Consider the following 24281-nt stretch of genomic DNA (forward strand, 5'->3'; position numbering starts at 1 on the left):
CACTAGCATGGTGCGCGAGTATTTACTAACGGTGGATTATGATCCGACCCGCTGGCTGCAGGGATTTAGAGAGACTGGAACAACTCTGGTTATACACGGTGGTTACCGCGCACCCTTCTACGCCCAGACAGTATTGGGATGAACGCTTGCCTCACTTCCGTCGCGCCTGCCTCGGTGCCGAGTGTTGTGCGGTGTATCTGTCCGGAGAGAGCGATACGGCCGATGGATTCTTTACTCTGACTCCGGGAAATGCCCTGCCCTGGCTGTGTGTCAGCCCCGCTGCAGCTGGTCAGGGCGGCGGTTCCGAGCTGATGACAGCAGCCAAGCAAGTAAGTAAGCAGTTACATACGTGGGTGCTGCAGGAAAACTTGCGCGCGCGGTACTTTCTGCAGGAAAAGGGCTTCGTCGAACGCGAACGTCAGCCGGCCCGGGGGGGCGACCAACACTGGTTGCTGATGTGTTACCAGGGCAAGGGTTCTGACACTTATAACTGAAAGTTAGATAATCACTTCTTTTTAATGTTTCTCAGTGCTTTGCAGTAAGAGTAGGATTCTTGCTCAATGTTTTGATTAACCTGGTGTCACATGGGTCTGAATGCCTCCAATCTCGCAGTCCAACCCGAGCGGTTTTTCCATCATGGTGCGGACCTCGAAGCCCTCAATGAGCGCTTTCGGGGAGCCCGGCCCAGCGAGATCATGCGCTTTGCTCTGGAGCACGCTGACAATCCGGTGGTATTTACGAATTTCCGCCCACTGGCGGTGGCGTTTCTGCACCTGGTGACCCAGATTCGTCCGGATATCCCGGTGATCTGGGTTGACCATGGCTATAACACGCCGGAGACGTATCGGCACATCGAACGGTTGATTGAGGCCTTCGGCCTCAACCTGCAGGTCTATTCCCCCAAGATGTCCGCAGCCCACTACAACGCGGTTTATGGCGGCATCCCCCCTCTCGATACCCCGGAACACGACTTTTTCAGCCGCACTGTCAAGCTCGAGCCGTTCAGTCGCGCCATGGAGGAGCTGCAGCCGGACATCTGGTTGAACGGTATCCGTCACGACCAGAACGCACATCGCAAGGGGCTGGATGTTTTTACCAAGGGAAGCCACGGCACGGTTCGAGTGGCGCCGATGTTCCACCTCAACGAGTTGGACGTCGAGGAGTATGTGTACGAGCACGAACTCCCGGATAATGATGTGTACTTCGACCCGACAAAGGGCGAGGAGCATCGGGAGTGCGGGCTCCTGCTACAAAAGTGAATTTGCGCTGAGTAGGCTGAATCCTTCCCCATAAAAAAAAGGCCGCTTTCGCGGCCGTTTTTCATTTGCGCACTATTAACCCGGCTCAGACGTCGAGGTTTTCAACCGCCAACGCATTGCTCTCGATAAACTCGCGACGGGGCTCCACCTGGTCACCCATCAGGGTAGTAAAGATCTGATCCGCGGCGATAGCATCCTCTACCGTCACCTGCAGCATACGGCGGGTCTCCGGGTTCATGGTGGTTTCCCACAGCTGCTCCGGGTTCATTTCGCCCAGACCCTTGTAACGCTGGATGTTGTAGCCGCGGCGGCTCTCGTTCATCAGCCAGTTCAGCGCTTCCGGGAAAGTCGCCACCGGCTGCTGTTTTTCACCGCGCTGAATATAAGCGCCCTCCTCCAGCAGACCAATCATTTTCTCGCCGAGGCTGCGAATGGAGCGATATTCGGCAGACTCGAAAAACTCATGGTTGATCTGGTAATCACTGCTGACACCGTGGGCGACGATATGGATCTGCGGCAGGAAAAGATCGCGCTCGGTGTTTTCATAAACGCTGACTTCATGACGGCGGCTGCCGCCATCGCTCTCACTGGAAAGCTGTTGCTGCAGCTGTGCAGACCAGGACTCCATCTTGCCGCGATCCTGCAGGTCTTCCGGTGACAGGCTCGGCAGGTAGATCATACTGCGCAGCACCTCCTCCGGATAGAGGCGGGAGAGGCGATCCACGGTTGCCATAACCGCACGGTATTCAGCCACCAGCGCCTCCAGGGCGGCGCCTGAGAGCTCCGGGGCTTCAGGGTTCACGTGCAGGCTGGCGCCATCGAGGGCTGCATTGGTGAGGAACTGGGTCAGCGCACCCTCGTCCTTCAGGTACTGCTCCTGTTTACCCTTGCTGATTTTGTACAGTGGCGGCTGGGCGATATAGATGTGACCCCGTTCGATCAGTTCCGGCATCTGACGGAAGAAGAAGGTCAGCAGCAAGGTGCGGATATGCGCGCCATCCACGTCAGCATCCGTCATGATGATGATCTGGTGGTAGCGCAGCTTGTCCGGATCGAACTCGCTCTTGCCAATGCCGCAGCCCAGGGCCGTGATCAGCGTGCCCACTTCCGCGCTGGACAGCATCTTGTCGAAGCGGGCTTTCTCCACGTTCAGGATCTTGCCTTTGAGCGGCAGGATGGCCTGCGTGCGGCGGTCCCGGCCCTGTTTGGCAGAACCGCCGGCGGAATCACCCTCCACCAGGTAGATTTCTGAAAGGGCGGGATCTTTCTGCTGGCAGTCCGCCAGCTTGCCTGGCAGGCCGGCGATATCCAGCGCGCCCTTGCGACGGGTCATCTCGCGCGCTTTGCGGGCAGCTTCACGGGCCTTGGCGGCGTCCATCATCTTGGTGACGACCGCCTTGGCCTCCTGGGGATGCTCCAGCAGGTAATCGTTGAAATGGTGCCCCATCTCCTGCTCGACCGCAGTCTTCACCTCAGAAGACACCAGTTTGTCTTTCGTCTGGGACGAAAACTTGGGGTCCGGCACTTTCACAGAAATGATGGCGGTCAGGCCTTCACGGGCATCATCACCAGTGGTGCTGATCTTTTCTTTCTTGCCCAGGCCCTCGCGCTCAATGTAGTTGTTGAGGCCCCGGGTCAGGGCCGCACGGAAGCCGGCCAGATGGGTTCCGCCATCCCGCTGCGGGATATTGTTGGTGTAGCAGTAAATGTTTTCCTGGAAGCTGTCATTCCACTGCAGGGCCACTTCCACACCCGTCCCATCCTCGCGCTGGCTCTGGAAGTGGAGCACCTTGTTGATCGGCGTTTTCGCGTGGTTCAGAAACTCTACGAAAGCGCGCAGACCGCCCTCGTACTCGTAGACCTCTTCCTTACCAGAGCGCTCGTCCTTCAATACGATACGTACTCCGGAGTTCAGGAACGACAGTTCCCGCAGGCGCTTTGCCAGCTGGTCGAAGTGGAACTCGATATTGGTAAAGGTTTCAGCAGAGGGCTTGAAATGCACGGTGGTGCCGGAGCTATCCGTATCCCCAATCACCGTCAACGGTGCATCGGGAACCCCGTGACGGTAGATCTGTTCGTGAATCTTGCCATTGCGGCGGATGGTCAGTTTCAGCTCTTCGGAGAGGGCATTCACCACGGATACGCCCACTCCATGGAGACCACCGGAAACCTTGTAGGTGTTGTCATCGAACTTACCGCCTGCGTGCAGCACGGTCATGATGACCTCAGCGGCCGAAACGCCCTCTTCTTCGTGCATCTCTGTCGGGATGCCACGGCCGTTATCAGAGATGGAGACGGATTCATCCGGGTGGATGGTGACGCGAATCTCGTCGCAATGTCCCGCCAGCGCCTCATCAATGGAGTTATCGACAACCTCGAATACCATGTGGTGCAGGCCCGTACCATCGTCGGTATCACCGATATACATGCCGGGGCGCTTACGCACGGCATCCAGCCCTTTCAGGACCTTGATGCTACTGGAGTCATAGCTATTCTGCTCTGACATTTACTTGCTCCATTCGTTATTAGGGCCGGTACTTAAAGACTCGGCGCTTATACGCCCATGTTCCACGTGGAACACAGACGGCTGATTCCAGGGAGACCCAAGGGCCAACCAGGGCCGGCAGGTCGCCTCTTTGTCGATACCGGTGACCAACACCTGACCGGCACTCTCAGTTAGCCAGGTGGCGAATAGCTGCTGGTGCTCGCTATCCAACTCTGCGGGCAGATCGTCAATCAGGAAAACCGGAAGCCTGCTGGTGCCGGCGACCACCCTGGCCATAGCAGTACGCAGGGCGCACACCAACATCTTTTGCTGGCCACGGCTCAGGATTGTCTGTGCTGGCTGCCCTTCCACTGCAAAGGCCAGGTCGGCCCTGTGCGGCCCCACCCGGGTATGCCCCTGAGTCAGATCCGTCTCCCGAGCCGCCCTCAGGGCCTCACCGAGATCGGAGCCCTGCTTCCAACCCCGCCGATAACGTATCGACACTTCCGTCAGTAGCGACTCCGGGAGACGACTGATCAAACTGAACACCTCTCGCTCGAGATCAGCGAAAACCCGTGCCCTCTGCTTGTCGACGACGGCAGCGTGGGAGACCAGGCGATCCTCCCAGATACCCATTTGTTCCTGCTCGATTTTACCACGACGGAGCAGCGCATTTCGCTGTCGCAAGGCGATTTGATAGCCTTTCAGTGCATCGAGGTAATGATGTTCCACGTGGAACACCGTCCAGTCCAGCAATCGCCTGCGAACTCCCGGTCCACCCTCCAGCGCAGCAAAACTGTCACTGTTGATCAGCTGCAGCGGCAGAAGCTGGGCGAGCTGGGAACTCGACTCAGCGGCCACTTGATTCACGCGTATGCGCCCGCCGCCACTGGACAAGCGCTCAACGCCGAGAGAAACGCCATTGTCGAGCCGCCCGAAAACCGTCAGACGCTCAGAACCGCGCTGTATGACCGACTGATGCTGGCGAGAGCGAAAAGAGCGACCGGTCGCGAGCATATGCACAGCCTCCAGAATAGAAGTCTTACCGCTGCCATTGGCCCCGTAGAAAAGATTGACCGCCGCGCCCAGCTGCAGGTCGCCAGCGGCAATATTACGAAACCCCGACAGCGCGAGGCGGGTTAACCTTGCCAAGATACCCCCTCAGAGCCGCAGCAGCAGTAGTAGTAGCAGTAGCAGTAGCAACAGGGACTTCTGCCTAGCGGATACAAAAACGCCGCCATATCAAGCGATATGGCGGCATCTTTTGATTGGACTCCCGACACCAGACTTACAGGCGCATCGGCATAATCACATACAGGGCATCGCCCTCTTCCGGCTGCTGCAACAGAGCGCTGCTATTGGCATCCGCTAAACCGATGCGGATCTGATCGCTGTGAATCGCTCCGGTCACGTCCAGCAGATAGCCTACATTGAAGCCAATCTCGAGGGGATCGCCAACATAGTCCACCACGAGCTGCTCCTCGGCCTCCTCCTGCTCCGGGTTATTGGCAACGATCTGCAACAAACCCTCTGACACTTGCAGCCGCACACCGCGGTACTTCTCGTTAGACAGAATGGCAGCGCGGGAAAACGCCTGGCGCAGGGCCTGCCGGTCGGCAAAGATTTGGTTCCCCGTGGAACGTGGCAGCACCCGTTCGTAATCTGGGAACTTGCCGTCTACCAGCTTGGAGGTGAAGGTGAACTGCCCGCTGATTACACGAATATGGTTGTTGCCCAGCACCACCTCTGCGGTAGCGTCGGTATCCTCCAGCAGGCGCCCCAACTCCAGCACCCCCTTTCTCGGCACAATGGCCTGGATCGGAGATTCCACATTGAGCCCCGGCGCATCGCGGTCGCACAGTGCCAGACGGTGACCATCGGTGGCCACGGCCCGCAACTGCTGCGGGCGACACTCGAGCAGCAAGCCGTTGAGGTAGTAACGGACATCCTGCTGTGCCATGGCAAAGCCGGTCGCTTCGATCAGGCGACGAATTTCACGCTGGGAGATGGAGAAACGAGTCTGGGCGGTTGTTTCTTCCTGATTGGGGAAATCGGCCGCCGGCAGCGTCGACAGCTGGAAGCGGCTCCGACCACTGCGCAGAATCAAGCGTTCGCCGTCGCGCTCAAACTTGAGCTCGGCACCGTCGGGCAGGGAGCGGCAAATATCCAACAACTTGCGCGCCGGGACGGTGACCTCACCTTCCATTTCGACACCATCGACCGGAAGGCGACCGACAATTTCCACTTCCAGGTCAGTACCGGTCAGCGAGAGCTCCTGACCCTGCAGCTGCATCAACACATTGGCCAGCACCGGCAGAGTCTGGCGTTTCTCAACAACACCGGCCACCAGCTGCAGAGGCTTGAGGAGCGCATCCCGGCTTACATTGAATTTCATCGGTATCTTCGCCTTCGTTGGTTTTATTCGCTAACTGTTAGCCCGCACGACACGATCAGGTTGTGAGCGAGCGCGTCAATAACTTCACATCTTCGCGGATATCTGCATCTGTTTCCTGCAGTTCACGGATTTTTCGGCAAGCATGCAAGACCGTCGTGTGGTCTCGACCGCCAAACGCGTCACCGATTTCCGGCAGGCTGTGGTTGGTCAGCTCTTTCGCCAGTGACATCGCCACCTGGCGCGGTCGTGCCACAGACCGACTGCGACGCTTGGAGAGCAGATCCGCTACCTTGATCTTGTAGTACTCCGCCACCACCCGCTGGATATTATCGATGCTGACAAGCCTGTCTTGTAGCGCCAGCAGGTCCTTCAGGGCCTCCCGTACCAGCACGTCGTCAATAGCGCGGCCGGTAAACTGGGCATTGGCGATCACCCGCCGCAACGCCCCCTCCAGCTCGCGCACGTTGGAGCGGATACGCTGAGCGATAAAAAACGCGGAATCGTGGGGCAGATCGACCCCGACCTGTTCGGCCTTCTTCATCAGAATGGCCACGCGCGTCTCCAGCTCGGGCGGCTCAACCGCCACCGTGAGGCCCCAACCAAAGCGCGACTTGAGCCGCTCCTCCAGACCGTCGATCTCTTTCGGGTAGCGATCACAGGTCAGAATAATCTGCTGACCACCCTCAAGGAGCGCATTGAAGGTGTGGAAGAACTCCTCCTGGGAGCGCTCCTTGCCGGCAAAGAACTGGATATCATCGATGAGCAGGGCATCGACGGAGCGATAGTAGCGCTTGAAATCACTGATCGCGTTCAGCTGCAGTGCCTTGACCATATCCGCGACAAAACGCTCGGAATGCAGGTAGACCACCTTGGCATTGGGGTTGCGCTCAAGCAGGGCGTTACCGACGGCATGCATCAAGTGGGTTTTACCCAGACCTACACCGCCGTAGATAAACAGGGGGTTATAGGCGCCACCGGGGTTGTCCGCAATCTGCTGCGCCGCAGCCAGCCCCAGCTGGTTGGATTTACCCTCTACAAATGATTTGAAGGTGAAATTCCGATTGAGGGCACTGCCGTGCTTGATCGCCCCTTCCACCTCGACGTTGCGAGACTCCGCCTGGCTACGGCTCTGGGGGGCACTGGGTGCTGGCACATTCCCCCTCGGCTCAGCAGATGAACCTGGTGCCCGCCCCACGGATGCGGGGGGAGAAAAGCCCCCCAGTGAAGCTGCCGCGGGCTCGTCCCGCTCATTATTTGCCGGCTGAACATTCGGTTGGGCACTGGCGGAGGCGGGCTGCTGCGCAGCACGGCTGCGCTGAAAGCGAGCCGGACGGCGCTCGGCAATCTCCAGCACAATTTCCAGCGGTGCATCGCCGCTAAAGTGGGTTACCAGCTCACTGATCCGATGCAGGAATTTATCGCCGACCCAATCCAGCACAAAGCGGTTGGGCGCCACTAGACGCAACTCACCTGTGGCGGCAGACGGACTGACCCGCAGCGGCCGAATCCAGGTGTTGAACTGCTGCGATGGCAGCTCATCCTGAAGGCTGGCCGCACACTGGCGCCAAACGGATTCAGACAAGAAACCCCCCGAGACCCCAAAACTATATAAAGAAGGAAGAGTATGGCGGCGAACCGGTAAAACCCTCGGCCGCCGCTCTAAAAAGATGCGGGAAGTATACCTCCCAACCGGCGGGTTATCCACAGACAGCAAGTGAAAAAGACTAATCGACTCGACAAAAAAACCACTAACTATCAAAGGGTTGCACATCTTTTAACCACCTGGAGCCGCTATGCGCCACCACTTTATCCACAGCGATCTGTGGGTAAGCTGGGGTCAAGCCGTGTGCGAAGCCCGAATCTCCAACCCCTTCAATTACTTGCATCATCCAGCCCCACAAAAGGCCTTCTGGAACCATGCCCTGATCGTCAACAGACGCTATCGTTTACCTATTAACAGCGTGCGCACCAGCGCTATCAAATTGCCTCCTTTTCGTTGATTTAACTGGTGCCTTTCTATACAATCCGCCGCCTTCGCAATGCACAGCTCCCACGGGCCGGACAGACGGTAATGCCGGGGCGCAGGCAGCGACCGGTGACACCCGGGGAAATTCAGAACACTAGTCTCAGGTAGCAAGACAATGAAGCGTACTTTCCAACCCAGCAACTTGAAGCGCAAGCGCAACCACGGCTTCCGTGCTCGCATGGCAACCAAAAACGGCCGCAAGATTCTGGCCCGCCGTCGCGCCAAAGGCCGCAAAGTACTGTCTGCATAAGCGCTCTCCCCTCCGGGGAACGCACTCCATATATGCAACAGGCGCGCAGCGACTTCGGCTTTCCCAAAGCGCTGCGCCTGCTTAACGCAGCACAGTACCGTGCCGTGTTCAGTGGCACTGAACTTCGTGCCGCTCACCCCAACCTCCTGATCATTGCCCGCCGCAACGATCTGTCTCATCCCCGTCTTGGCCTGGTCGTCGCCAAAAAGCATGTACGTCTTGCCGTGGGGCGAAATCGCATCAAACGTCTTGTTCGCGAGAACTTCCGCCTGCAACAGTCTGGACTCCCGGCTGTCGATGCCGTGGTGCTGGCCCGCCCGGGGGTTGCTGCCCTGAGCAATGATGAGCTGGTCAAGCTGCTCGACAAACTCTGGCGCAAGCTCTCTCGCCGTGCCGACGAGCCCGCTTCAGCAGACGGCGCAAACGGCAGACGGAAACCCCGCAGACCAGACGGCAAAAGTCGCAAGAAGGCCCCGTGAACTGGCTGGCTATCAAACTGATCCATGCCTATCGCTTCCTGTTGAGCCCGTGGGTCGGAAACCAGTGTCGCTTTTATCCCACCTGCTCTCATTATGCTGAAGAGGCATTAAAGACCCATGGATTAGGAAAAGGGGGTTATTTAACCTTGCGACGCCTTATAAAATGCCACCCCTGGCATCCCGGCGGCCTGGACCCGGTCCCGCCGCAAGATAACAAACACCCCACCCCGGACACGACAGGGCACCGGGGCGAACCTAGGTAAAGAAATGGACTGGCAACGCTACACGCTGCTGGGCGGAATCGCCGCAGTTATCCTTGCACTGATCTTCCAGTGGAATGAATTCAAAGAAGAGCGGGCGCCGGCAATCGACCGGGAAACCGTCGTGCGCACGGACATTCCGGACACGGTCACCACCCCTGAGCCGCAGGCGGCCACTGAAGACGTGCCAACACTGCAGAGCGAGACCGTTCCGCAGGCCGCAGGCCCCCAGGAGCGCCAGCTGATTTCTGTTGAGACCGATGTGTTCAGCCTGCTCATTGATCCCCGCGGCGGTGATATCGTCAAGGTGGCACTGCGCGACTACTACGAACAGCTGAATACGCCGGACCGCCCCTTCATCCTGCTGAACCAGACCCGCGATCATACCTATATCGCCCAGAGCGGCCTGATCGGCCGCAACGGTACCGACAGCGCTGCTGGCCGCCCCCTGTTTTCGGTGGCTGAGACGGAATACGCCCTCAAAGCCGGCAGCGACTCCCTGGTAGTGGACCTGACCCTGCAGCAGGACGGTGCCAATATCACCAAGCGGTTTACCTTCAAGCGCGGCGACTATCTGGTGGATGTGCAGTATCTGGTGGACAACACCAGTGAGCAGCCCTGGCGTGCGGCCATGTTTGGCCAAATCAAGCGTGATAGCGCGGAACCGCCCGTGGATGTGGGTATCGGCATGTCCCCCTTCCTTGGCGCCGCCCTGCATACCAGTGAAGAAAACTACTTCAAGCAGGATTTCGAGGAAATCGCAGAAGAACCCACCCGCGAATCCATCGTTGGCGGCTGGGTAGCGATGGTGCAGCACTACTTCATCAGTGCCTGGGTTCCGCCACAGGATGTGCGCAATAATTTTGAGCTGCGACAGCTTTCCAGCGGCCTTTTCCGCATGGGCTTCACCGCCCCGCAAGTGGAAATACCGGCCAACAGCCAGGGCGAGCTGAGTGCCGCCTTCTATGCCGGCCCCAAAGATGTCTTCCGCCTGGAAGAGATCTCACCCTACCTGGACCTGACCGTGGACTACGGCTGGCTCTGGTGGCTGGCTAAACCCATGTTCTGGGTGCTCAACTTCATCTACGAAAACATTGTGGCCAACTGGGGCTGGGCGATCGTCTTGCTCACCGTCTTTATCAAGGCGCTGCTCTACCCGCTGTCAGCGGCCGGCCTCAAATCCATGGCCCGCATGCGCAAGTTCGCGCCACAGATGAAGAAGCTGCAGGAGCAGTACAAGGACAACCGCCAGAAGCTGGCGGAAGAGACCATGAAGCTGTACCGGCGGGAGAAGATCAATCCCATGGGCGGCTGCCTGCCCATCCTGTTGCAGATGCCGGTCTTTATCGGCCTGTACTGGATGCTGATGGAAACCGTCGAGCTGCGCCACGCGCCATGGATCCTCTGGATTCACGACCTGTCCGCCAAGGATCCCTACTTTATCCTGCCGGTAATCATGGGCCTCACCATGTGGCTGATGCAGAAACTGCAGCCACAGCCCACAGATCCGACCCAGGCACGCATCATGCAGCTGATGCCGGTCATGATGACCTTCTTCTTCCTGTGGTTCCCGGCCGGCCTGGTACTGTACTGGATTGCCAACAACGTGCTGTCCATCGCCCAGACCTGGTATATCAACAAACAGGTGGAGTCGGCCTCGAGCTGACCAGCAGCAATAACCAGTCCCACTCCCAGGGCCGCTTTTGCGGCCCTGTTTCGTTTCCGTCGAGTACACTTTTTCCATGCCAGAACAGAAAACAGACCTCACACCAGCTCGCGACACCATTGCCGCCGTCGCCACCGCTCCCGGCCGTGGCGGCATTGGCGTCATCCGCCTGTCTGGACCAAACAGCCTGGCGATTGCCCGGGACATCTGTGGTGACCGGGATCTCCGCCCCCGCCACGCCCACTACGCGAGCTTTCGTCGCGGCGCCGAGCTGATCGATCAGGGCATCGCGTTGTATTTTCCCGGCCCCAACTCTTTTACCGGCGAGGACGTCGTCGAACTGCAGGGCCACGGTGGCCCCGTCATCCTCGATCAGCTGCTGCAGGCAACAGTGGCACTGGGCGCCCGTCAGGCCCGCCCGGGGGAGTTTTCCGAGCGCGCTTTTCTCAACGACAAGATGGATCTGGCGCAGGCCGAAGCCATCGCCGACCTGATTGAAGCCGGTAGCGCCCAGGCGGCGCGCAACGCGATGCGCTCCCTGCAGGGATTATTCTCCGAAAAAATCGAAGACTTGGTGTCTCAACTGACCCATTTGCGCATCTATGTCGAAGCATCCATCGATTTTCCTGAAGAAGAAATCGATTTCCTGGCCGACGGCAAAGTAGCAGCCGATATCGACGCCCTGCTTGGCCACCTGGCGGCAGTGGATGCCCAGGCACGCCAGGGCAGCCTGTTGCGCGAGGGCATGTCAGTGGCGATCGCCGGCCGGCCCAACGCCGGCAAGTCCAGCTTGCTGAACGCCCTCGCCGGCCATGACGCCGCTATCGTCACCGACATCGCGGGAACCACCCGGGACATCCTGCGCGAGCAGGTCCATATCGACGGCATGCCACTGATGTTCGCCGACACCGCCGGACTGCGGGACTCGCCCGATCGTGTCGAGCAAATCGGGATTCAGCGCGCCTGGGAGGAGATCCACGCGGCCGACCGGGTACTGCTGGTAATCGACGCGGAACAGGCCCACAGCCTGGATCCCGAATCCGCCTGGCCAGAATTCACGGCGCAGTTGCGTGACCCGGAAAAACTCACACTGGTCCTCAATAAGATCGATCTCACCGACTACAGCGCCGGTCTCCAGGCGCATACGGATGGTGTTCCTGTCATCGCTGTCAGCGCCATGACTGGTGCGGGGCTGGATGCACTCCGTGAACACCTCAAGCATTGCATGGGCTATGCCGGCGCAGCGGAGGGCACCTTCAGCGCTCGCCGCAGGCACCTGGAAGCGCTGGAGCGTGCCCGACACTTTATCCAGCAGGGGGCCGCGCAGCTCCACGAGAGCGGGGCCGGCGAGTTGCTCGCGGAAGACCTGCGCCAGGCCCAGCAGGCCCTTGGAGAAATCACCGGGGAAGTCACTGCAGACGAGCTACTGGGGAAAATTTTTGGCAGTTTCTGTATCGGCAAGTAATCCCGCTTCCTCCTCCCTGTGGCTCAAACCAGCCCCCGCCCCAGTGCCCGCATCGGCGGGCATCCCCCCGCCTTACCCGCTTTCCACTCACCCTGCACAGAAGTTGCCCACAGCTGCTCACAGGGTTATCCAAAAAGACAAAGTTACCCACAGCTCCCGGGCAGGTTACCCACGGTAGGCCTCACCGCTGGACTGACGATTCCAGATCTGTGTGTAATTCCGGGGACAATTCCCGGTAATGCGGAGGGAACAGACGGGGACAAGTCGGTGCAGGGCATCTGACGGCCAAAGTTATCCCGTCTGTCCACAGGGCTCTACCGCGGTTGCCCCCTCGCCAAAGCAGGGCTTATAGGCAGGCTAACAATGCTGCTAACCTGTTGTTTATTAAGCGTTTCTTTGACTTATCAAGCGAAATTGGCGCCTCTAATAATTACATTAAATTCAAACACTCTCTCTACATGAGATATGTATAAATTTTTTAAATAAGAGTAAATCCCTCCGGGGGAAAACCCATAGGCTCTCCACAACCCTAGAATGGGGACAGATCCGCGGGCTCATCTACGACAGCATTTGCCGGTTGGTGGGCACTGACTATAAAATGTGCGCCCCTTTTATCCAGTGGCAGTAGCAATGGACTTCCCCAAGCAATATGACGTGATCGTGATCGGTGGCGGCCATGCCGGAACCGAAGCCTCGCTGGCGGCTGCGCGCATGGGGGCCTCGACGCTACTGCTGACCCACAACATCGAGACGCTGGGCCAGATGTCGTGCAACCCTGCCATTGGCGGCATCGGCAAAAGCCACCTGGTGAAGGAGGTGGACGCCCTTGGCGGTGCGATGGCCGAGGCAACCGATCTCGCCGGCATCCAGTTCCGGGTGCTCAATGCACGCAAGGGGCCAGCGGTGCGTGCGACACGGGCACAGGCGGACCGCGCCCTGTACCGCAGCGCTATCCGCAACATCCTCGAGCGCCAGGAAAACCTCGAGATCTTCCAACAGGCCGCCGACGACCTGATCGTGGAAGGCGAGCGCGTTGTCGGAGTCGTCACCAACGCTGGCGTTCGGTTTCGCGCCAAGACTGTGGTGATCACAGCGGGCACCTTCCTTGGCGGGCGGATCCACATCGGACTCGACAGCCACTCCGGCGGCCGCGCCGGCGATCCGCCGTCTATCGCCCTGGCCGAGCGCTTGCGCGAATTGCCCTTCCGGGTCGAGCGGCTGAAAACCGGCACCCCGCCGCGCATCGACGCGCGCTCCGTGGACTTCTCGGAACTCGAGGAACAGTGGGGCGATACGCCCACACCGGTGATGTCCTACCTCGGCAGCCGCGAGCAGCATCCCCGTCAGGTCTGCTGCTGGATTACCCATACCAACAGCCGCACCCACGAAGTCATCCAGGGAGGGTTAGACCGCTCACCCATGTATTCCGGGGTGATTGAGGGGGTTGGGCCTCGTTACTGCCCGTCCATCGAAGACAAGGTGCACCGCTTCGCCGACAAGAACAGCCACCAGATCTTTGTCGAGCCGGAGGGGCTCACGACCAACGAGCTGTACCCGAACGGAATCTCCACCAGCCTGCCCTTCGACGTGCAGATCGAGCTGGTGCATTCCATTCGCGGCTTCGAGCAGGCGCATATCACCCGCCCGGGCTACGCCATCGAATACGATTTCTTTGACCCCCGCGACCTGCTGCCCTCACTGGAGACCAAGTTCATCCAGGGGCTCTATTTCGCCGGGCAGATCAACGGAACCACCGGTTACGAAGAGGCCGCAGCCCAGGGCTTGCTGGCGGGTGCCAACGCCGCTCTGCGTGCCCAGGACCGTGAGGCCTGGTCACCGCGACGGGATCAGGCCTACCTCGGGGTGCTGGTGGACGATCTGATCACCACCGGCACTAAGGAGCCGTACCGCATGTTTACCAGCCGCGCCGAGTACCGGCTGCTGCTGCGCGAAGATAATGCCGACCTCCGCCTTACCGAACAGGGGCGCGAGTTGGGTCTGGTCAGCGATGCCCGCTGGCAGGCATTTGTGGAAAAGCGCGATGCCATCGAGCGCGAGACTCAGCGCCTGCGGGAAACCTGGGTACACCCGAGTACGCCCCAGGCGGCCCAGGCCGAGTCAAAATTGCCCCAGCCGCTGTCGCGGGAATACAGCCTGATGGATCTGCTGCGCCGCCCCGAGCTGAACTACGGCGATATCGCCAGCCTCAAGGGCGAGGCTGTCGCGGACGAGCAGGTCGCCGAACAGGTGGAGATCTCCGCAAAATACGCCGGCTACATCGACCGCCAGCGGGATGAGATCGAGCGACTGCGGGCCTACGAGGACACGCCGATCCCCGCCGACTTCGATTACGGCGAGGTTTCGGGCCTATCCAGTGAGGTGAAGCAGAAGCTGGGCGACACCCGCCCGGACACCCTGGCGCGTGCCTCCCGGGTGCCCGGGGTGACCCCGGCAGCAGTTTCCCTGTTGTTGATCCAGTTGAAAAAGCGCGGCCTCCTGACGCGAAAGAAAGCGGTCTAGGGGGGCGCGGTATTGTCACAGATGGAATCCTTCCGCCCGCGGCTGGCGCAGGCGGCCGAGCAAATGTCGGTTTCGCTGAGCGAGCAGCAGCAAAGCCAGCTGCTCGAGTACCTGGCCCTGTTCGCCCGCTGGAACGCCGCCTACAACCTGTCGGCTGTACGCGATCCGGCAGAGATGCTCGAGCGCCATATCATCGACAGTCTCAGCGTGGTGAACCTGTGCGGTGGTGATACTGAGCCGCTACTCGACGTGGGCAGCGGCGGCGGACTGCCCGGTATCCCTCTGGCGATCATGCACCCGCAGCGATCGGTCACCCTGCTGGACAGCAACGGCAAGAAAACCCGCTTTCTGTTCCAGGTGGCCACCCAGTTGCCACTGCCGAATGTAAGCGTGGTCAACGAGCGCCTGGAGTCCTATGAGCCCGAGTCGCCCTTCGCTGCAGTCACCTCCAGGGCGTTTGCCTCCATTGCTGACATGGTGCACGGGAGTGAGCACTTGCTAGCCCCGGGTGGTAGGTTTTACGCTATGAAAGGCAAGTTTCCAGAAGATGAGTTGAGCGCACTCCCAAAAGGGATTAAGGTCGATCGGGTGCACACCCTTTCGGTACCGGGTTGCGATGCGGATCGCCACCTTATCGTTTTGAGCCGCGCCCCAGAAAGCGACGGCCAGGCGTAACTCCCGCGAACGACGATTCCTGTTTCCAAGACCTGCGCACTCCCCTGGCGGGGCGACAGCGCCCGATGAAAAGTCCGCGCGCAGCGGCAACTCGAACGGCTTTCGGGGAGAGCGCCTTCGGGATAACAAAGGATAAAAACCTTGAGCAAGATATTCGCAGTGGCCAATCAGAAAGGCGGGGTGGGCAAGACCACCACCTGCGTCAATCTGGCCGCTTCCCTCGTCGCCAGCAAGCGCCGGGTTCTGCTGATCGATCTCGACCCCCAGGGCAACGCGACCATGGGTAGCGGTGTGAACAAAGGGGATCTTCAGCTTTCTGCCTACGACGTTCTGGTCGATGGCCTGCCAGCGCGCAAAGCCATTATCACCACCGACAGCGGTTACGACCTGCTGCCGGCCAACGGTGATCTGTCCGCGGCAGAGGTAGAGCTGTTGGACATGGAGGGCCGTGAGTCCCGCCTGCGCAGGGCCCTGCGTGAAGAGCACGAAAAATACGATTATATCGTGGTGGACTGCCCGCCATCGTTGAACATGCTCACGGTCAACGCCCTCTGCGCCGCCAGCGGTGTCCTGATCCCGATGCAGTGTGAATACTACGCACTGGAGGGGCTCTCGGCTCTGATCGACACCATCACCCAGATTCAGCGGGCGGCGAATCCGGAGCTGAAGATCGAGGGCATCCTGCGCACCATGTACGACCCGCGCAACAGCCTTACCAGCGATGTTTCCGAACAGCTGTCCGAATACTTCGGTGAGCGGCTGTATCGCACCTGTATCCCACGCAATGTCCGCCTGGCAGAGGCGCCCAGTTACGGCAAGCCCGCACTGGAATACGATCGCCACTCCAAGGGCGCCATCGCCTACCTGGCCCTGGCTGGCGAGATGACTCGTCGCCATTCGGCCGGGCGTAATGCCAACCAGGCGCCTCCTGTCGCGCAAGCCGTTTAACCGAGGTAACGTTTATGGCCAGCCGGCGCAAAGGTTTGGGCAGAAATCTCTCCCATCTGATCAGTGGTGAAGCAAGCCAGGCGATCGCCATGGCCACCGGTGACGGCAGCGAGTCGATCGACGGTGAGCTGCGCGAACTACCTATCGAATATTTGCAGCGCGGCCGCTATCAGCCGCGGCGCGATTTCCCCCAGGAGTCCCTGCAGGAGCTCGCTGACTCCATCCGCGCCCAGGGCATCATGCAGCCCATCGTCGTGCGCCCGGTGGGTGAAAAGTTTGAGATTATCGCCGGCGAACGCCGCTGGCGCGCGGCCCAACTGGCTGAGCTCGACCGGGTGCCGGCACTGGTCCGGGATGTGCCTGATGAGGCCGCTGTCGCCATGGCGCTCATCGAGAATATCCAGCGGGAAGATCTCAACCCGGTCGAAGAGGCCTCAGCGCTGAAGCGCCTCCAGGACGAGTTCGAGCTGACCCAGCAGCAGGTCGCCGAAGCGGTGGGTAAATCCCGCACCGCGGTCACCAACCTGCTGCGCCTGCTCAGCCTCACTGACGAGGTTCGCACCTTCCTCGAGCGGGGGGACCTGGAGCTCGGGCATGCCAAGGCGCTGCTCGGGCTCGGTGGTGAAACCCAGCGCGCCGCGGCTCGCCAGGTAGTGGATCGGGGGCTTACCGTGCGCCAGACCGAGGCGCTGGTCCGCCGGCTGCAGCAGCAGGCGCACAGCCCGGCTCCGGCCAAGCCCAAAGAGGATCCCAATATCCGCCGCCTGAGCGAGCGATTGTCGGAAAAGGTCGGCGTGCCCGTCACCATCGACTGCAACGAAAAGGGCGCCGGGCGTCTGGTACTCAAATACAGCAGTCTCGATGAGCTTCAGGGTATCCTGGGTCACCTCGGCTACAGCGAGGATTGAGGCGCCAATAGTTGGTTTTAATGTGCGCCAAAACGGTGCATTGCAATTTGTTGGTGAGCACTCACATTGAGTGCCATCAGCCGATAAAAACCGCCGAAATTTAAGTAACTTGACGGCATTTGCCGGTTGAACCGGCAATGCTCTTGCTCCTATAATTCGCTCGCCCAAAATTTGGGCGGACAGCGCTAATATTGGCCGGCTTGACCCCGCCTATGTCTAAACCCCCGGTGTTGAAAGTTGCCGCGGTACAGCTCCTGCTGGTATCGCTGATTGGTGCAGCCTGGCACCTCCTTGGCAACCCGGTGACAGCGCTCTCGATTTTTCTCGGCGGTGCGCTGTGCGCGCTGCCCAATGCGTACTTTGCCTTGCGCGCATTTCGCCACAGTGGCGCCCGCGCGGCCCCCCGGGTACTGGAATCCTTCTACCGGGCGGAGACCGGCAAGTTCGTACTGACCCTGGTAGGGTTCGCGGCAGTGTTTGCCGCAATCAGGCCGATCAATGCGGCCGCACTGTTTATCAGCTACGGCCTCTGTGTGATCGTGCAGTGGTTGTTGGTGGCACGGATGGTCCGCTGACCGGTGCCAGGAAAAGAATTCTTACTTTGACGATTGCTGAGGAACTATGGCAGGCGAAGCTCAAACCGCGACGGAGTATATCCAACACCACCTGCAGAACATGGCGTACGGCAAACTGCCCGCCGGGTACACCCGTTATGACGGTACCGTTCTGCAGGAGAGTACCTGGACTCTGGCCCACTCATCCCAGGAAGCTGCCGACATGGGCTTCTGGGCGGTTCATATCGACACCCTCGGCTGGTCCATCGTGCTCGGTATGCTGTTCTGTTTCCTGTTTGCCCGCGGCGCCAAAAAGGCCACCAGTGGTGTGCCCAGCGGCCTGCAGAGCTTTGTGGAAATGGTAACCGAGTTTGTTGACAAGCTCGTGAAGGAAACCTTCCCGCACCGCAACAGCCTGGTGGCGCCTATGGCGCTGACCATCTTCGTGTGGGTCTTCCTGATGAACCTCATGGACCTGATCCCGGTTGACTGGCTGCCAATGGCTGCGGCCGGTATCTCTGGGAACCCGCACCTGTTCTTCAAGGTGGTGCCGACGACCGACCTGAACGCCACCCTGGGTATGGCCCTGGCGGTATTTGCCCTGATGCTGATCTTCAGTGTCAAAGAGAAGGGCCCGATTGGCTTCCTCAAGGAGCTGACCCTGCACCCCTTCCACTCCGGCAAGTGGTACATCGACATTTTCCTGATTCCGTTCAACTTCCTGCTGGAAGCGGTATCCCTGCTGGCAAAGCCGGTCTCTCTCGGCCTGCGCCTGTTCGGTAACCTCTACGCCGGTGAGATGATCTTCATCCTCATCGCGATTGTTTTCGGCGTGGGCGTGCTCGGCTTTATCGGTGCCGGCTTCCTGCAGATGGGCTGGGCGATCTTCCATATCCTGGTGATCACCCTGCAGGCGTTCGTATTCATGGTGTTGACCACCGTGTACATGGCCATGGCCCACGACCGGGAAGAAGAGCACAAGAACGACCACTGATTTTTCGACAGTTACGTTTCATCAACCTTTACATCAACTCTTAACTTATAGATGGAGATTACAATGGAAGCACTTGGTCTGGTTTACATCGCGAGCGCACTGCTGATCGGTCTGGGCGCACTGGGTACTGCGATCGGTTTCGGTACCCTGGGTGGCAAACTGCTGGAAGGTTCCGCGCGTCAGCCGGAACAGGCTCCGGCTCTGCAGGGCAAAATGTTCCTGATGGCAGGTCTGCTCGACGCCGTTCCGATGATCGGTGTTGGTATCGCCATGTACCTGATTTTCGCGGTTGCTCCTGGTCTGGCTGGTTAATTCCATCGTTCCAATTGCCCTTAACCCTTTTTAAAGAGCAAGAGGTGTCGGTGTGAATATCAACCTGACTCTAATCGGCCAGTCGATTACCTTTCTGGCCTTCGTATGGTTCTGCTGGAAGTTCGTCTGGCCGCCCCTGCTGGGCGTGATGAAAGAGCGCGAGCAGAAAATCGCCACCGGCCTCGAAGAGGCGGAGCGTGCCGGCAAGGATCTGGAACTGGCGCAGCGTAAGGCTGCCGACCAGCTCAAGGAAGCCAAAGAGCAAGCGGCAGAAATCATCGATGGTGCCAACAAGCGCGCCAACCAGATTATCGATGAGGCCAAGCAATCAGCGCTCGCCGAAGGCGACCGTCTGAAGGCCGCTGCCAAGGCAGAGATCGAACAGGAAGTGAACCGCGCCAAGGAACAGCTGCGTGCCCGCGTAGCCGAGTTGTCCGTGGCCGGTGCCGAGAAAATCCTGTCGATCAATATCGATGCCAAGGCACACGATGATCTGATCGATAAACTGGCAGCCGAGCTGTAAGCGAGGAACCCCAATGGCGGAACTCAGCACACTGGCCCGGCCCTACGCCAAAGCAGCCTTTGCCTATGCGCAGCAAGCCTCCGACCTCTCCGGTTGGAGCGCTGCGCTGGCTACTGCAGCCGCGGTCAGCCAAAGCGAGAAAGTGAGTGAGCTGCTGGAAAATCCACAGCTCACCAGTGAAGAGCGCGCAGAAAAATTCCTGTCCATCTGTTCAGATGACCTCAGTGAATCCGGTAAGAACTTTATCCGGTTGCTGGCGGAAAATAACCGCCTGCCCCTGTTGCCGGAAATTTCCGCGCTGTTCGAAGAACTGAAAGCAAAAGCGGAGTCCACGATCGATGTGGAAGTCGTGTCCGCACGAGCCCTCAGTGATGCCCAGTCGGCTGAACTGACCAAGGCGCTCGGCAAGAAATTCGGACGCGAAGTACACCTGCACAGCTCGGTAGACGAAAACCTGCTGGGTGGCGCCATCGTGCGCGCCGGTGACACAGTGATCGATGGCACGGTGCGCGGCCGACTGGCCAAACTCGCCGAGGCGATGAACTCCTAATTACTTTCCTAAGCATTTAGGAACTTGAGGAACAGAGCATGCAGCAACTGAATCCCTCTGAGATCAGTGAAATTATCAAGAGCCGCATCGAGAGTCTCGATGTGAGCACCCAGGCCCAGAATGAGGGCACTATTGTTTCCGTTTCCGACGGTATTATCCGCATCCACGGCCTGGCTGACGCCATGTACGGTGAGATGATCGAGTTCGAAGGCGGTGTCTACGGTATGGCACTGAACCTGGAACGCGACTCTGTGGGCGCGATTGTACTGGGTGACTACAAAGATCTGGCGGAAGGCCAGAAGTGCCGCTGCACCGGCCGCATTCTCGAGACCCCGGTTGGTCCCGAGCTGCTGGGCCGTGTAGTAGATGCACTGGGCAACCCGATCGACGGCAAAGGTCCGCTGAACACCAAGCTGACCGATGCGGTAGAAAAAGTAGCCCCCGGCGTAATTGCCCGTCAGTCCGTAGATCAGCCGGTACAGACCGGTCTGAAAGCGGTTGATACCATGATCCCGATCGGCCGTGGCCAGCGTGAGCTGATCATTGGCGACCGCCAGATCGGTAAGACTGCGGTTGCGATCGATGCGATCATCAACCAGAAAGGCACTGGCATTAAGTGTGTCTACGTTGCCATCGGCCAGAAGCAGTCCTCCATTGCCAACGTGGTCCGCAAGCTGGAAGAGCACGGTGCGATGGATCACACCATCGTGGTTGCTGCCGGCGCCGCTGACCCGGCTGCCATGCAGTTCCTGGCTCCGTACGTTGGCTGCACCATGGGTGAGTACTTCCGCGACCGCGGTGAAGACGCCCTGATTATTTACGATGACCTCACCAAGCAGGCGTGGGCCTACCGCCAGATCTCCCTGCTGCTGAAGCGCCCGCCGGGCCGTGAAGCCTACCCGGGTGACGTTTTCTACCTGCACTCCCGTCTGCTGGAGCGCGCCGCTCGCGTCAACGCCGAGTACGTAGAGAAGTTCACCAACGGTGAAGTGAAAGGCCAGACCGGTTCTCTGACCGCCCTGCCGATCATCGAAACCCAGGCTGGCGACGTTTCCGCGTTCGTACCGACCAACGTGATTTCCATTACCGATGGTCAGATCTTCCTGGAGACCGACCTGTTCAACGCTGGTGTACGTCCGGCCATCAACCCGGGTATCTCCGTATCCCGAGTCGGTGGTTCCGCTCAGACCAAGGTGATCAAGAAGCTGTCCGGCGGTATCCGTACTGCACTGGCCCAGTACCGCGAACTGGCGGCATTCTCCCAGTTTGCCTCCGACCTGGACGAGGCCACCAAGGCCCAGCTGGACCACGGTGAGCGCGTTACCGAGCTGATGAAGCAGAAGCAGTACTCTCCGCTGTCTATCGCGGAAATGGCTGTTTCCGTTTACGCCGCCGACAAGGGTTACCTGGACGACGTAGAAGTAAACAAGGTGCTCGACTTCGAATCCGCCCTGCTCGCTTACATGAACAGCGAACATGCAGAACTGATGGAGAAGGTGAACAGCACCGGCGCTTACAACGACGAAATCGATGCGGCCTTCAAGGGTGCCATCGAGAAGTTCAAGGCTACCGGTAGCTGGTAATTCCGCCTTCCGCCCTCCCCTGTTTTGGCGAGGGCGGAGGTTAGGGAAGAAACGAGCAAAAAGGTAAAACACTATGGCAGGCGGAAAAGAAGTACGCACAAAAATTGCCAGCATCAAGAGCACGCAGAAAATTACCTCCGCGATGGAAATGGTCGCGGCGAGTAAGATGCGCAAGGCTCAGGATCGCATGGCACTGGGGCGTCCTTACGCCCAGCGCATACGCCAGGTGATCGGCCATGTCGCCAACGCCTCGGCGGAATACCAGCACATCTACCTGCAGGAGCGCGAAGCCAAGCGGGTTGGTTTTATCCTGGTATCCACCGACCGCGGTCTCTGTGGTGGTCTGAACATCAACATGTTCAAGGCAGCCATTCGCGATATGCAGGCCTGGTCAGACAAGGGCGTTGATGTCGAGGTTTGTGCAGTTGGTAACAAGGCTGCCGGCTTCTTCAGCAGTATTGGCGCCAAGGTGGTAGCGGCGCTGCGTGATGTCGGTGACGCGCCCCAGGCCAACAAGCTGGTCGGCTCCGTCAAGGTAATGATGGATCGTTTCGCCGAGGGCGAAATCGACCGTCTGTTCCTCGTGTCCAACGAGTTCGTCAACACCATGTCCCAGAAGCCGCGGGTCGAGCAATTGCTGCCGCTGCCGAAGGATGAAGACGAAGAACTGGGTCACGACTGGGACTACCTCTACGAGCCCGAGCCCGTGGAGCTGCTGGATGGTTTGCTGGCTCGCTATATCGAGTCACAGGTGTACCAGGCTGTGGTTGAAAACAAGGCCTGTGAACAGGCTGCGCGAATGATCGCCATGAAGAGCGCCACCGATAACGCTGGCGAACTCATCGATGCACTGCAGCTGGTTTACAACAAGGCGCGCCAGGCGGCCATTACCCAGGAACTGTCTGAGATTGTAGGCGGCGCCGCGGCAGTATAAGGCGACGCGACAGCTCCAGCCCTAGGGCCGATGAAAGAATTGAAAGTTGAGGATCCGGAAATGAGTAACGGGCAAATTGTGCAAGTTATCGGGGCGGTAATCGACGTGGAATTCCCGCGTGATTCCGTACCGAAGGTATACGATGCACTCGTGGTTGAGGAGAAGAACCTCACCATGGAAGTGCAGCAGCAGCTGGGCGACGGTATCGTACGTGCCATCGCCATGGGTTCATCCGAGGGTATTTCCCGCGGTCTGCCAGTAAAGAACACCGGTGCGCCGGTTTCCGTGCCGGTAGGTACTGAGACCCTGGGTCGCATCATGGACGTTCTGGGTAACCCGATCGATGAGTGTGGCCCGATTGGTGAGAAAGAGCGCGCCTCTATCCACCGCGCTGCACCCACCTATGAAGAGCAGTCCAGTTCTACCGAGCTGCTGGAAACCGGCATCAAGGTAATCGACCTGGTTTGCCCGTTCGCCAAGGGTGGTAAGGTTGGCCTGTTCGGCGGCGCCGGCGTGGGCAAGACCGTAAACATGATGGAGCTCATCAACAACATCGCCACCGAGCACAGCGGTCTGTCCGTGTTCGCGGGTGTTGGTGAGCGTACTCGTGAAGGTAACGACTTCTACTTTGAGATGCAGGAAGCCGGCGTTGTAAACGTTGAGAACTTCTCCGAGTCCAAGGTAGCGATGGTTTACGGCCAGATGAACGAGCCGCCCGGTAACCGCCTGCGTGTTGCCCTGACCGGCCTGACCATGGCGGAGAAATTCCGTGACGAAGGTCGTGACGTACTGCTGTTCGTCGACAACATCTACCGTTACACCCTGGCCGGTACCGAAGTATCCGCACTGCTCGGCCGTATGCCGTCTGCGGTAGGTTACCAGCCGACACTGGCGGAAGAGATGGGCGTTCTGCAGGAGCGTATTACCTCCACCAAGACTGGCTCCATTACCTCTATCCAGGCCGTATACGTACCGGCGGACGACCTTACCGACCCGTCCCCGGCTACCACCTTCGCGCACCTGGACTCCACTGTCGTACTGAGCCGTGACATCGCCGCCAAGGGTATCTACCCGGCTGTTGATCCGCTGGACTCCACCTCTCGTCAGCTGGACCCGCTGGTTATCGGCCAGGAGCACTATGAAGTAGCCCGTGGCGTGCAGTCTGTACTGCAGCGTTACAAGGAGCTGAAGGACATCATCGCCATCCTGGGTATGGACGAGCTGTCCGAGGAAGATAAGCAGATCGTGGCCCGTGCCCGTAAGATCGAGCGCTTCCTGTCCCAGCCGTTCCACGTTGCAGAAGTATTTACCGGTGCACCGGGCAAATACGTTTCCCTGAAGGAAACCATCCGTGGCTTCCAGGGCATCCTGAACGGCGACTACGACCACCTGCCGGAGCAGGCGTTCTACATGGTCGGCACCATCGACGAAGCCGTCGAGAAAGCCAACAAGGCCAAGTAAGCGCAGAGATTCGCGGCCCTGCCTGGCGGCTGGG

Annotated in this window: 23 protein-coding genes; 19 read left to right on the top strand and 4 right to left on the bottom strand. The window is 59.3% G+C overall.

The features are described 5' to 3' along the window. Positions 1-146: 146 nt before the first annotated feature. Together AWR36_RS11190 and AWR36_RS11195 are read left to right on the top strand one after the other, a co-directional pair. Positions 147-494 carry a GNAT family N-acetyltransferase gene (locus AWR36_RS11190; RefSeq protein ID WP_176491132.1) on the top strand — a complete coding sequence of 116 codons (348 nt, stop codon included), beginning with the start codon at positions 147-149 and terminating at the stop codon, positions 492-494. 90 nt (positions 495-584) lie between these two features. Further along, the gene (locus AWR36_RS11195; RefSeq protein WP_067084821.1) at positions 585-1259 is read left to right on the top strand and encodes a phosphoadenosine phosphosulfate reductase domain-containing protein; all 675 of its coding nucleotides are present in this window, start codon (positions 585-587) and stop codon (positions 1257-1259) included. An 85-nt stretch (positions 1260-1344) separates the two neighbouring features. Here AWR36_RS11195 and gyrB read toward each other — a convergent pair whose 3' ends face one another. The 4 genes from gyrB to dnaA all read right to left on the bottom strand — a co-directional run bounded on the left by gyrB (position 1345) and on the right by dnaA (position 7721). After that, positions 1345-3765, bottom strand: a complete 2421-nt coding sequence (gene gyrB / locus AWR36_RS11200) for a DNA topoisomerase (ATP-hydrolyzing) subunit B (RefSeq protein WP_067084823.1) — start codon at positions 3763-3765, stop codon at positions 1345-1347. Continuing rightward, positions 3766-4896, bottom strand: coding sequence for a DNA replication/repair protein RecF (gene recF / locus AWR36_RS11205; protein WP_067084825.1), 1131 nt, complete (start codon positions 4894-4896; stop codon positions 3766-3768). Between the two features lie 136 nt (positions 4897-5032). Further along, positions 5033-6139, bottom strand: coding sequence for a DNA polymerase III subunit beta (gene dnaN / locus AWR36_RS11210; RefSeq protein ID WP_067084827.1), 1107 nt, complete (start codon positions 6137-6139; stop codon positions 5033-5035). Positions 6140-6194: 55 nt separating this feature from the next. Next, positions 6195-7721 carry a chromosomal replication initiator protein DnaA gene (gene dnaA, locus AWR36_RS11215; protein WP_067084830.1) on the bottom strand — a complete coding sequence of 509 codons (1527 nt, stop codon included), beginning with the start codon at positions 7719-7721 and terminating at the stop codon, positions 6195-6197. Between the two features lie 559 nt (positions 7722-8280). Here dnaA and rpmH point away from each other — a divergent pair. From rpmH to atpD, 17 genes are all read left to right on the top strand, one after another. Further along, complete coding sequence (gene rpmH, locus AWR36_RS11220; RefSeq protein ID WP_067084833.1) at positions 8281-8415, top strand: 50S ribosomal protein L34; 135 nt, start codon at positions 8281-8283, stop codon at positions 8413-8415. A 32-nt stretch (positions 8416-8447) separates the two neighbouring features. Continuing rightward, on the top strand, positions 8448-8894 hold the full coding sequence (gene rnpA / locus AWR36_RS11225; protein ID WP_067104654.1) for a ribonuclease P protein component: 447 nt from the start codon (positions 8448-8450) through the stop codon (positions 8892-8894). Then, positions 8891-9157, top strand: a complete 267-nt coding sequence (gene yidD, locus AWR36_RS11230) for a membrane protein insertion efficiency factor YidD (protein ID WP_231745307.1) — start codon at positions 8891-8893, stop codon at positions 9155-9157. The genes rnpA and yidD overlap by 4 nt, the downstream gene beginning before the upstream one ends. Before the next feature lie 4 nt (positions 9158-9161). Continuing rightward, entirely contained in the window at positions 9162-10820 is a 1659-nt protein-coding gene (yidC, locus tag AWR36_RS11235) for a membrane protein insertase YidC (RefSeq protein ID WP_067084835.1), read from the top strand. Positions 10821-10896: 76 nt separating this feature from the next. Beyond that, positions 10897-12285 (top strand): tRNA uridine-5-carboxymethylaminomethyl(34) synthesis GTPase MnmE, encoded by a 1389-nt coding sequence (gene mnmE / locus AWR36_RS11240; protein WP_067085035.1) that lies wholly within the window; start codon positions 10897-10899, stop codon positions 12283-12285. A gap of 630 nt (positions 12286-12915) precedes the next feature. Beyond that, the gene (gene mnmG, locus AWR36_RS11245) at positions 12916-14805 is read left to right on the top strand and encodes a tRNA uridine-5-carboxymethylaminomethyl(34) synthesis enzyme MnmG (RefSeq protein ID WP_067084838.1); all 1890 of its coding nucleotides are present in this window, start codon (positions 12916-12918) and stop codon (positions 14803-14805) included. Positions 14806-14826: 21 nt separating this feature from the next. Beyond that, positions 14827-15480: a 16S rRNA (guanine(527)-N(7))-methyltransferase RsmG gene (gene rsmG / locus AWR36_RS11250; protein ID WP_067084841.1), complete on the top strand. Its 654-nt coding sequence runs from the start codon at positions 14827-14829 to the stop codon at positions 15478-15480. A 141-nt stretch (positions 15481-15621) separates the two neighbouring features. Next, positions 15622-16428, top strand: a complete 807-nt coding sequence (locus AWR36_RS11255; RefSeq protein WP_067084844.1) for a ParA family protein — start codon at positions 15622-15624, stop codon at positions 16426-16428. A 14-nt stretch (positions 16429-16442) separates the two neighbouring features. Next, a complete protein-coding gene (locus tag AWR36_RS11260; RefSeq protein ID WP_067084846.1) occupies positions 16443-17336 on the top strand; it encodes a ParB/RepB/Spo0J family partition protein in 894 nt (297 codons plus the stop codon). Between the two features lie 212 nt (positions 17337-17548). Next, entirely contained in the window at positions 17549-17911 is a 363-nt protein-coding gene (locus AWR36_RS11265) for an ATP synthase subunit I (protein WP_067084849.1), read from the top strand. Positions 17912-17957: 46 nt separating this feature from the next. Further along, positions 17958-18884, top strand: coding sequence for a F0F1 ATP synthase subunit A (gene atpB, locus AWR36_RS11270; RefSeq protein WP_067084852.1), 927 nt, complete (start codon positions 17958-17960; stop codon positions 18882-18884). Between the two features lie 63 nt (positions 18885-18947). Then, positions 18948-19196 carry a F0F1 ATP synthase subunit C gene (atpE, locus tag AWR36_RS11275; RefSeq protein ID WP_067084854.1) on the top strand — a complete coding sequence of 83 codons (249 nt, stop codon included), beginning with the start codon at positions 18948-18950 and terminating at the stop codon, positions 19194-19196. 52 nt (positions 19197-19248) lie between these two features. Continuing rightward, complete coding sequence (locus tag AWR36_RS11280) at positions 19249-19719, top strand: F0F1 ATP synthase subunit B (RefSeq protein WP_067084856.1); 471 nt, start codon at positions 19249-19251, stop codon at positions 19717-19719. Between the two features lie 13 nt (positions 19720-19732). Beyond that, complete coding sequence (locus tag AWR36_RS11285) at positions 19733-20269, top strand: F0F1 ATP synthase subunit delta (protein WP_067084858.1); 537 nt, start codon at positions 19733-19735, stop codon at positions 20267-20269. Positions 20270-20307: 38 nt separating this feature from the next. Beyond that, positions 20308-21852, top strand: a complete 1545-nt coding sequence (gene atpA / locus AWR36_RS11290; RefSeq protein ID WP_067084861.1) for a F0F1 ATP synthase subunit alpha — start codon at positions 20308-20310, stop codon at positions 21850-21852. A gap of 73 nt (positions 21853-21925) precedes the next feature. After that, a complete protein-coding gene (gene atpG, locus AWR36_RS11295) occupies positions 21926-22786 on the top strand; it encodes a F0F1 ATP synthase subunit gamma (RefSeq protein ID WP_067084864.1) in 861 nt (286 codons plus the stop codon). Positions 22787-22846: 60 nt separating this feature from the next. Continuing rightward, positions 22847-24247 (top strand): F0F1 ATP synthase subunit beta, encoded by a 1401-nt coding sequence (gene atpD / locus AWR36_RS11300; RefSeq protein ID WP_067085038.1) that lies wholly within the window; start codon positions 22847-22849, stop codon positions 24245-24247. The last annotated feature ends 34 nt before the right edge of the window (positions 24248-24281 follow it).

The sequence above is a fragment of the Microbulbifer flavimaris genome (assembly GCF_001641755.2).
Taxonomy (GTDB): domain Bacteria; phylum Pseudomonadota; class Gammaproteobacteria; order Pseudomonadales; family Cellvibrionaceae; genus Microbulbifer; species Microbulbifer flavimaris.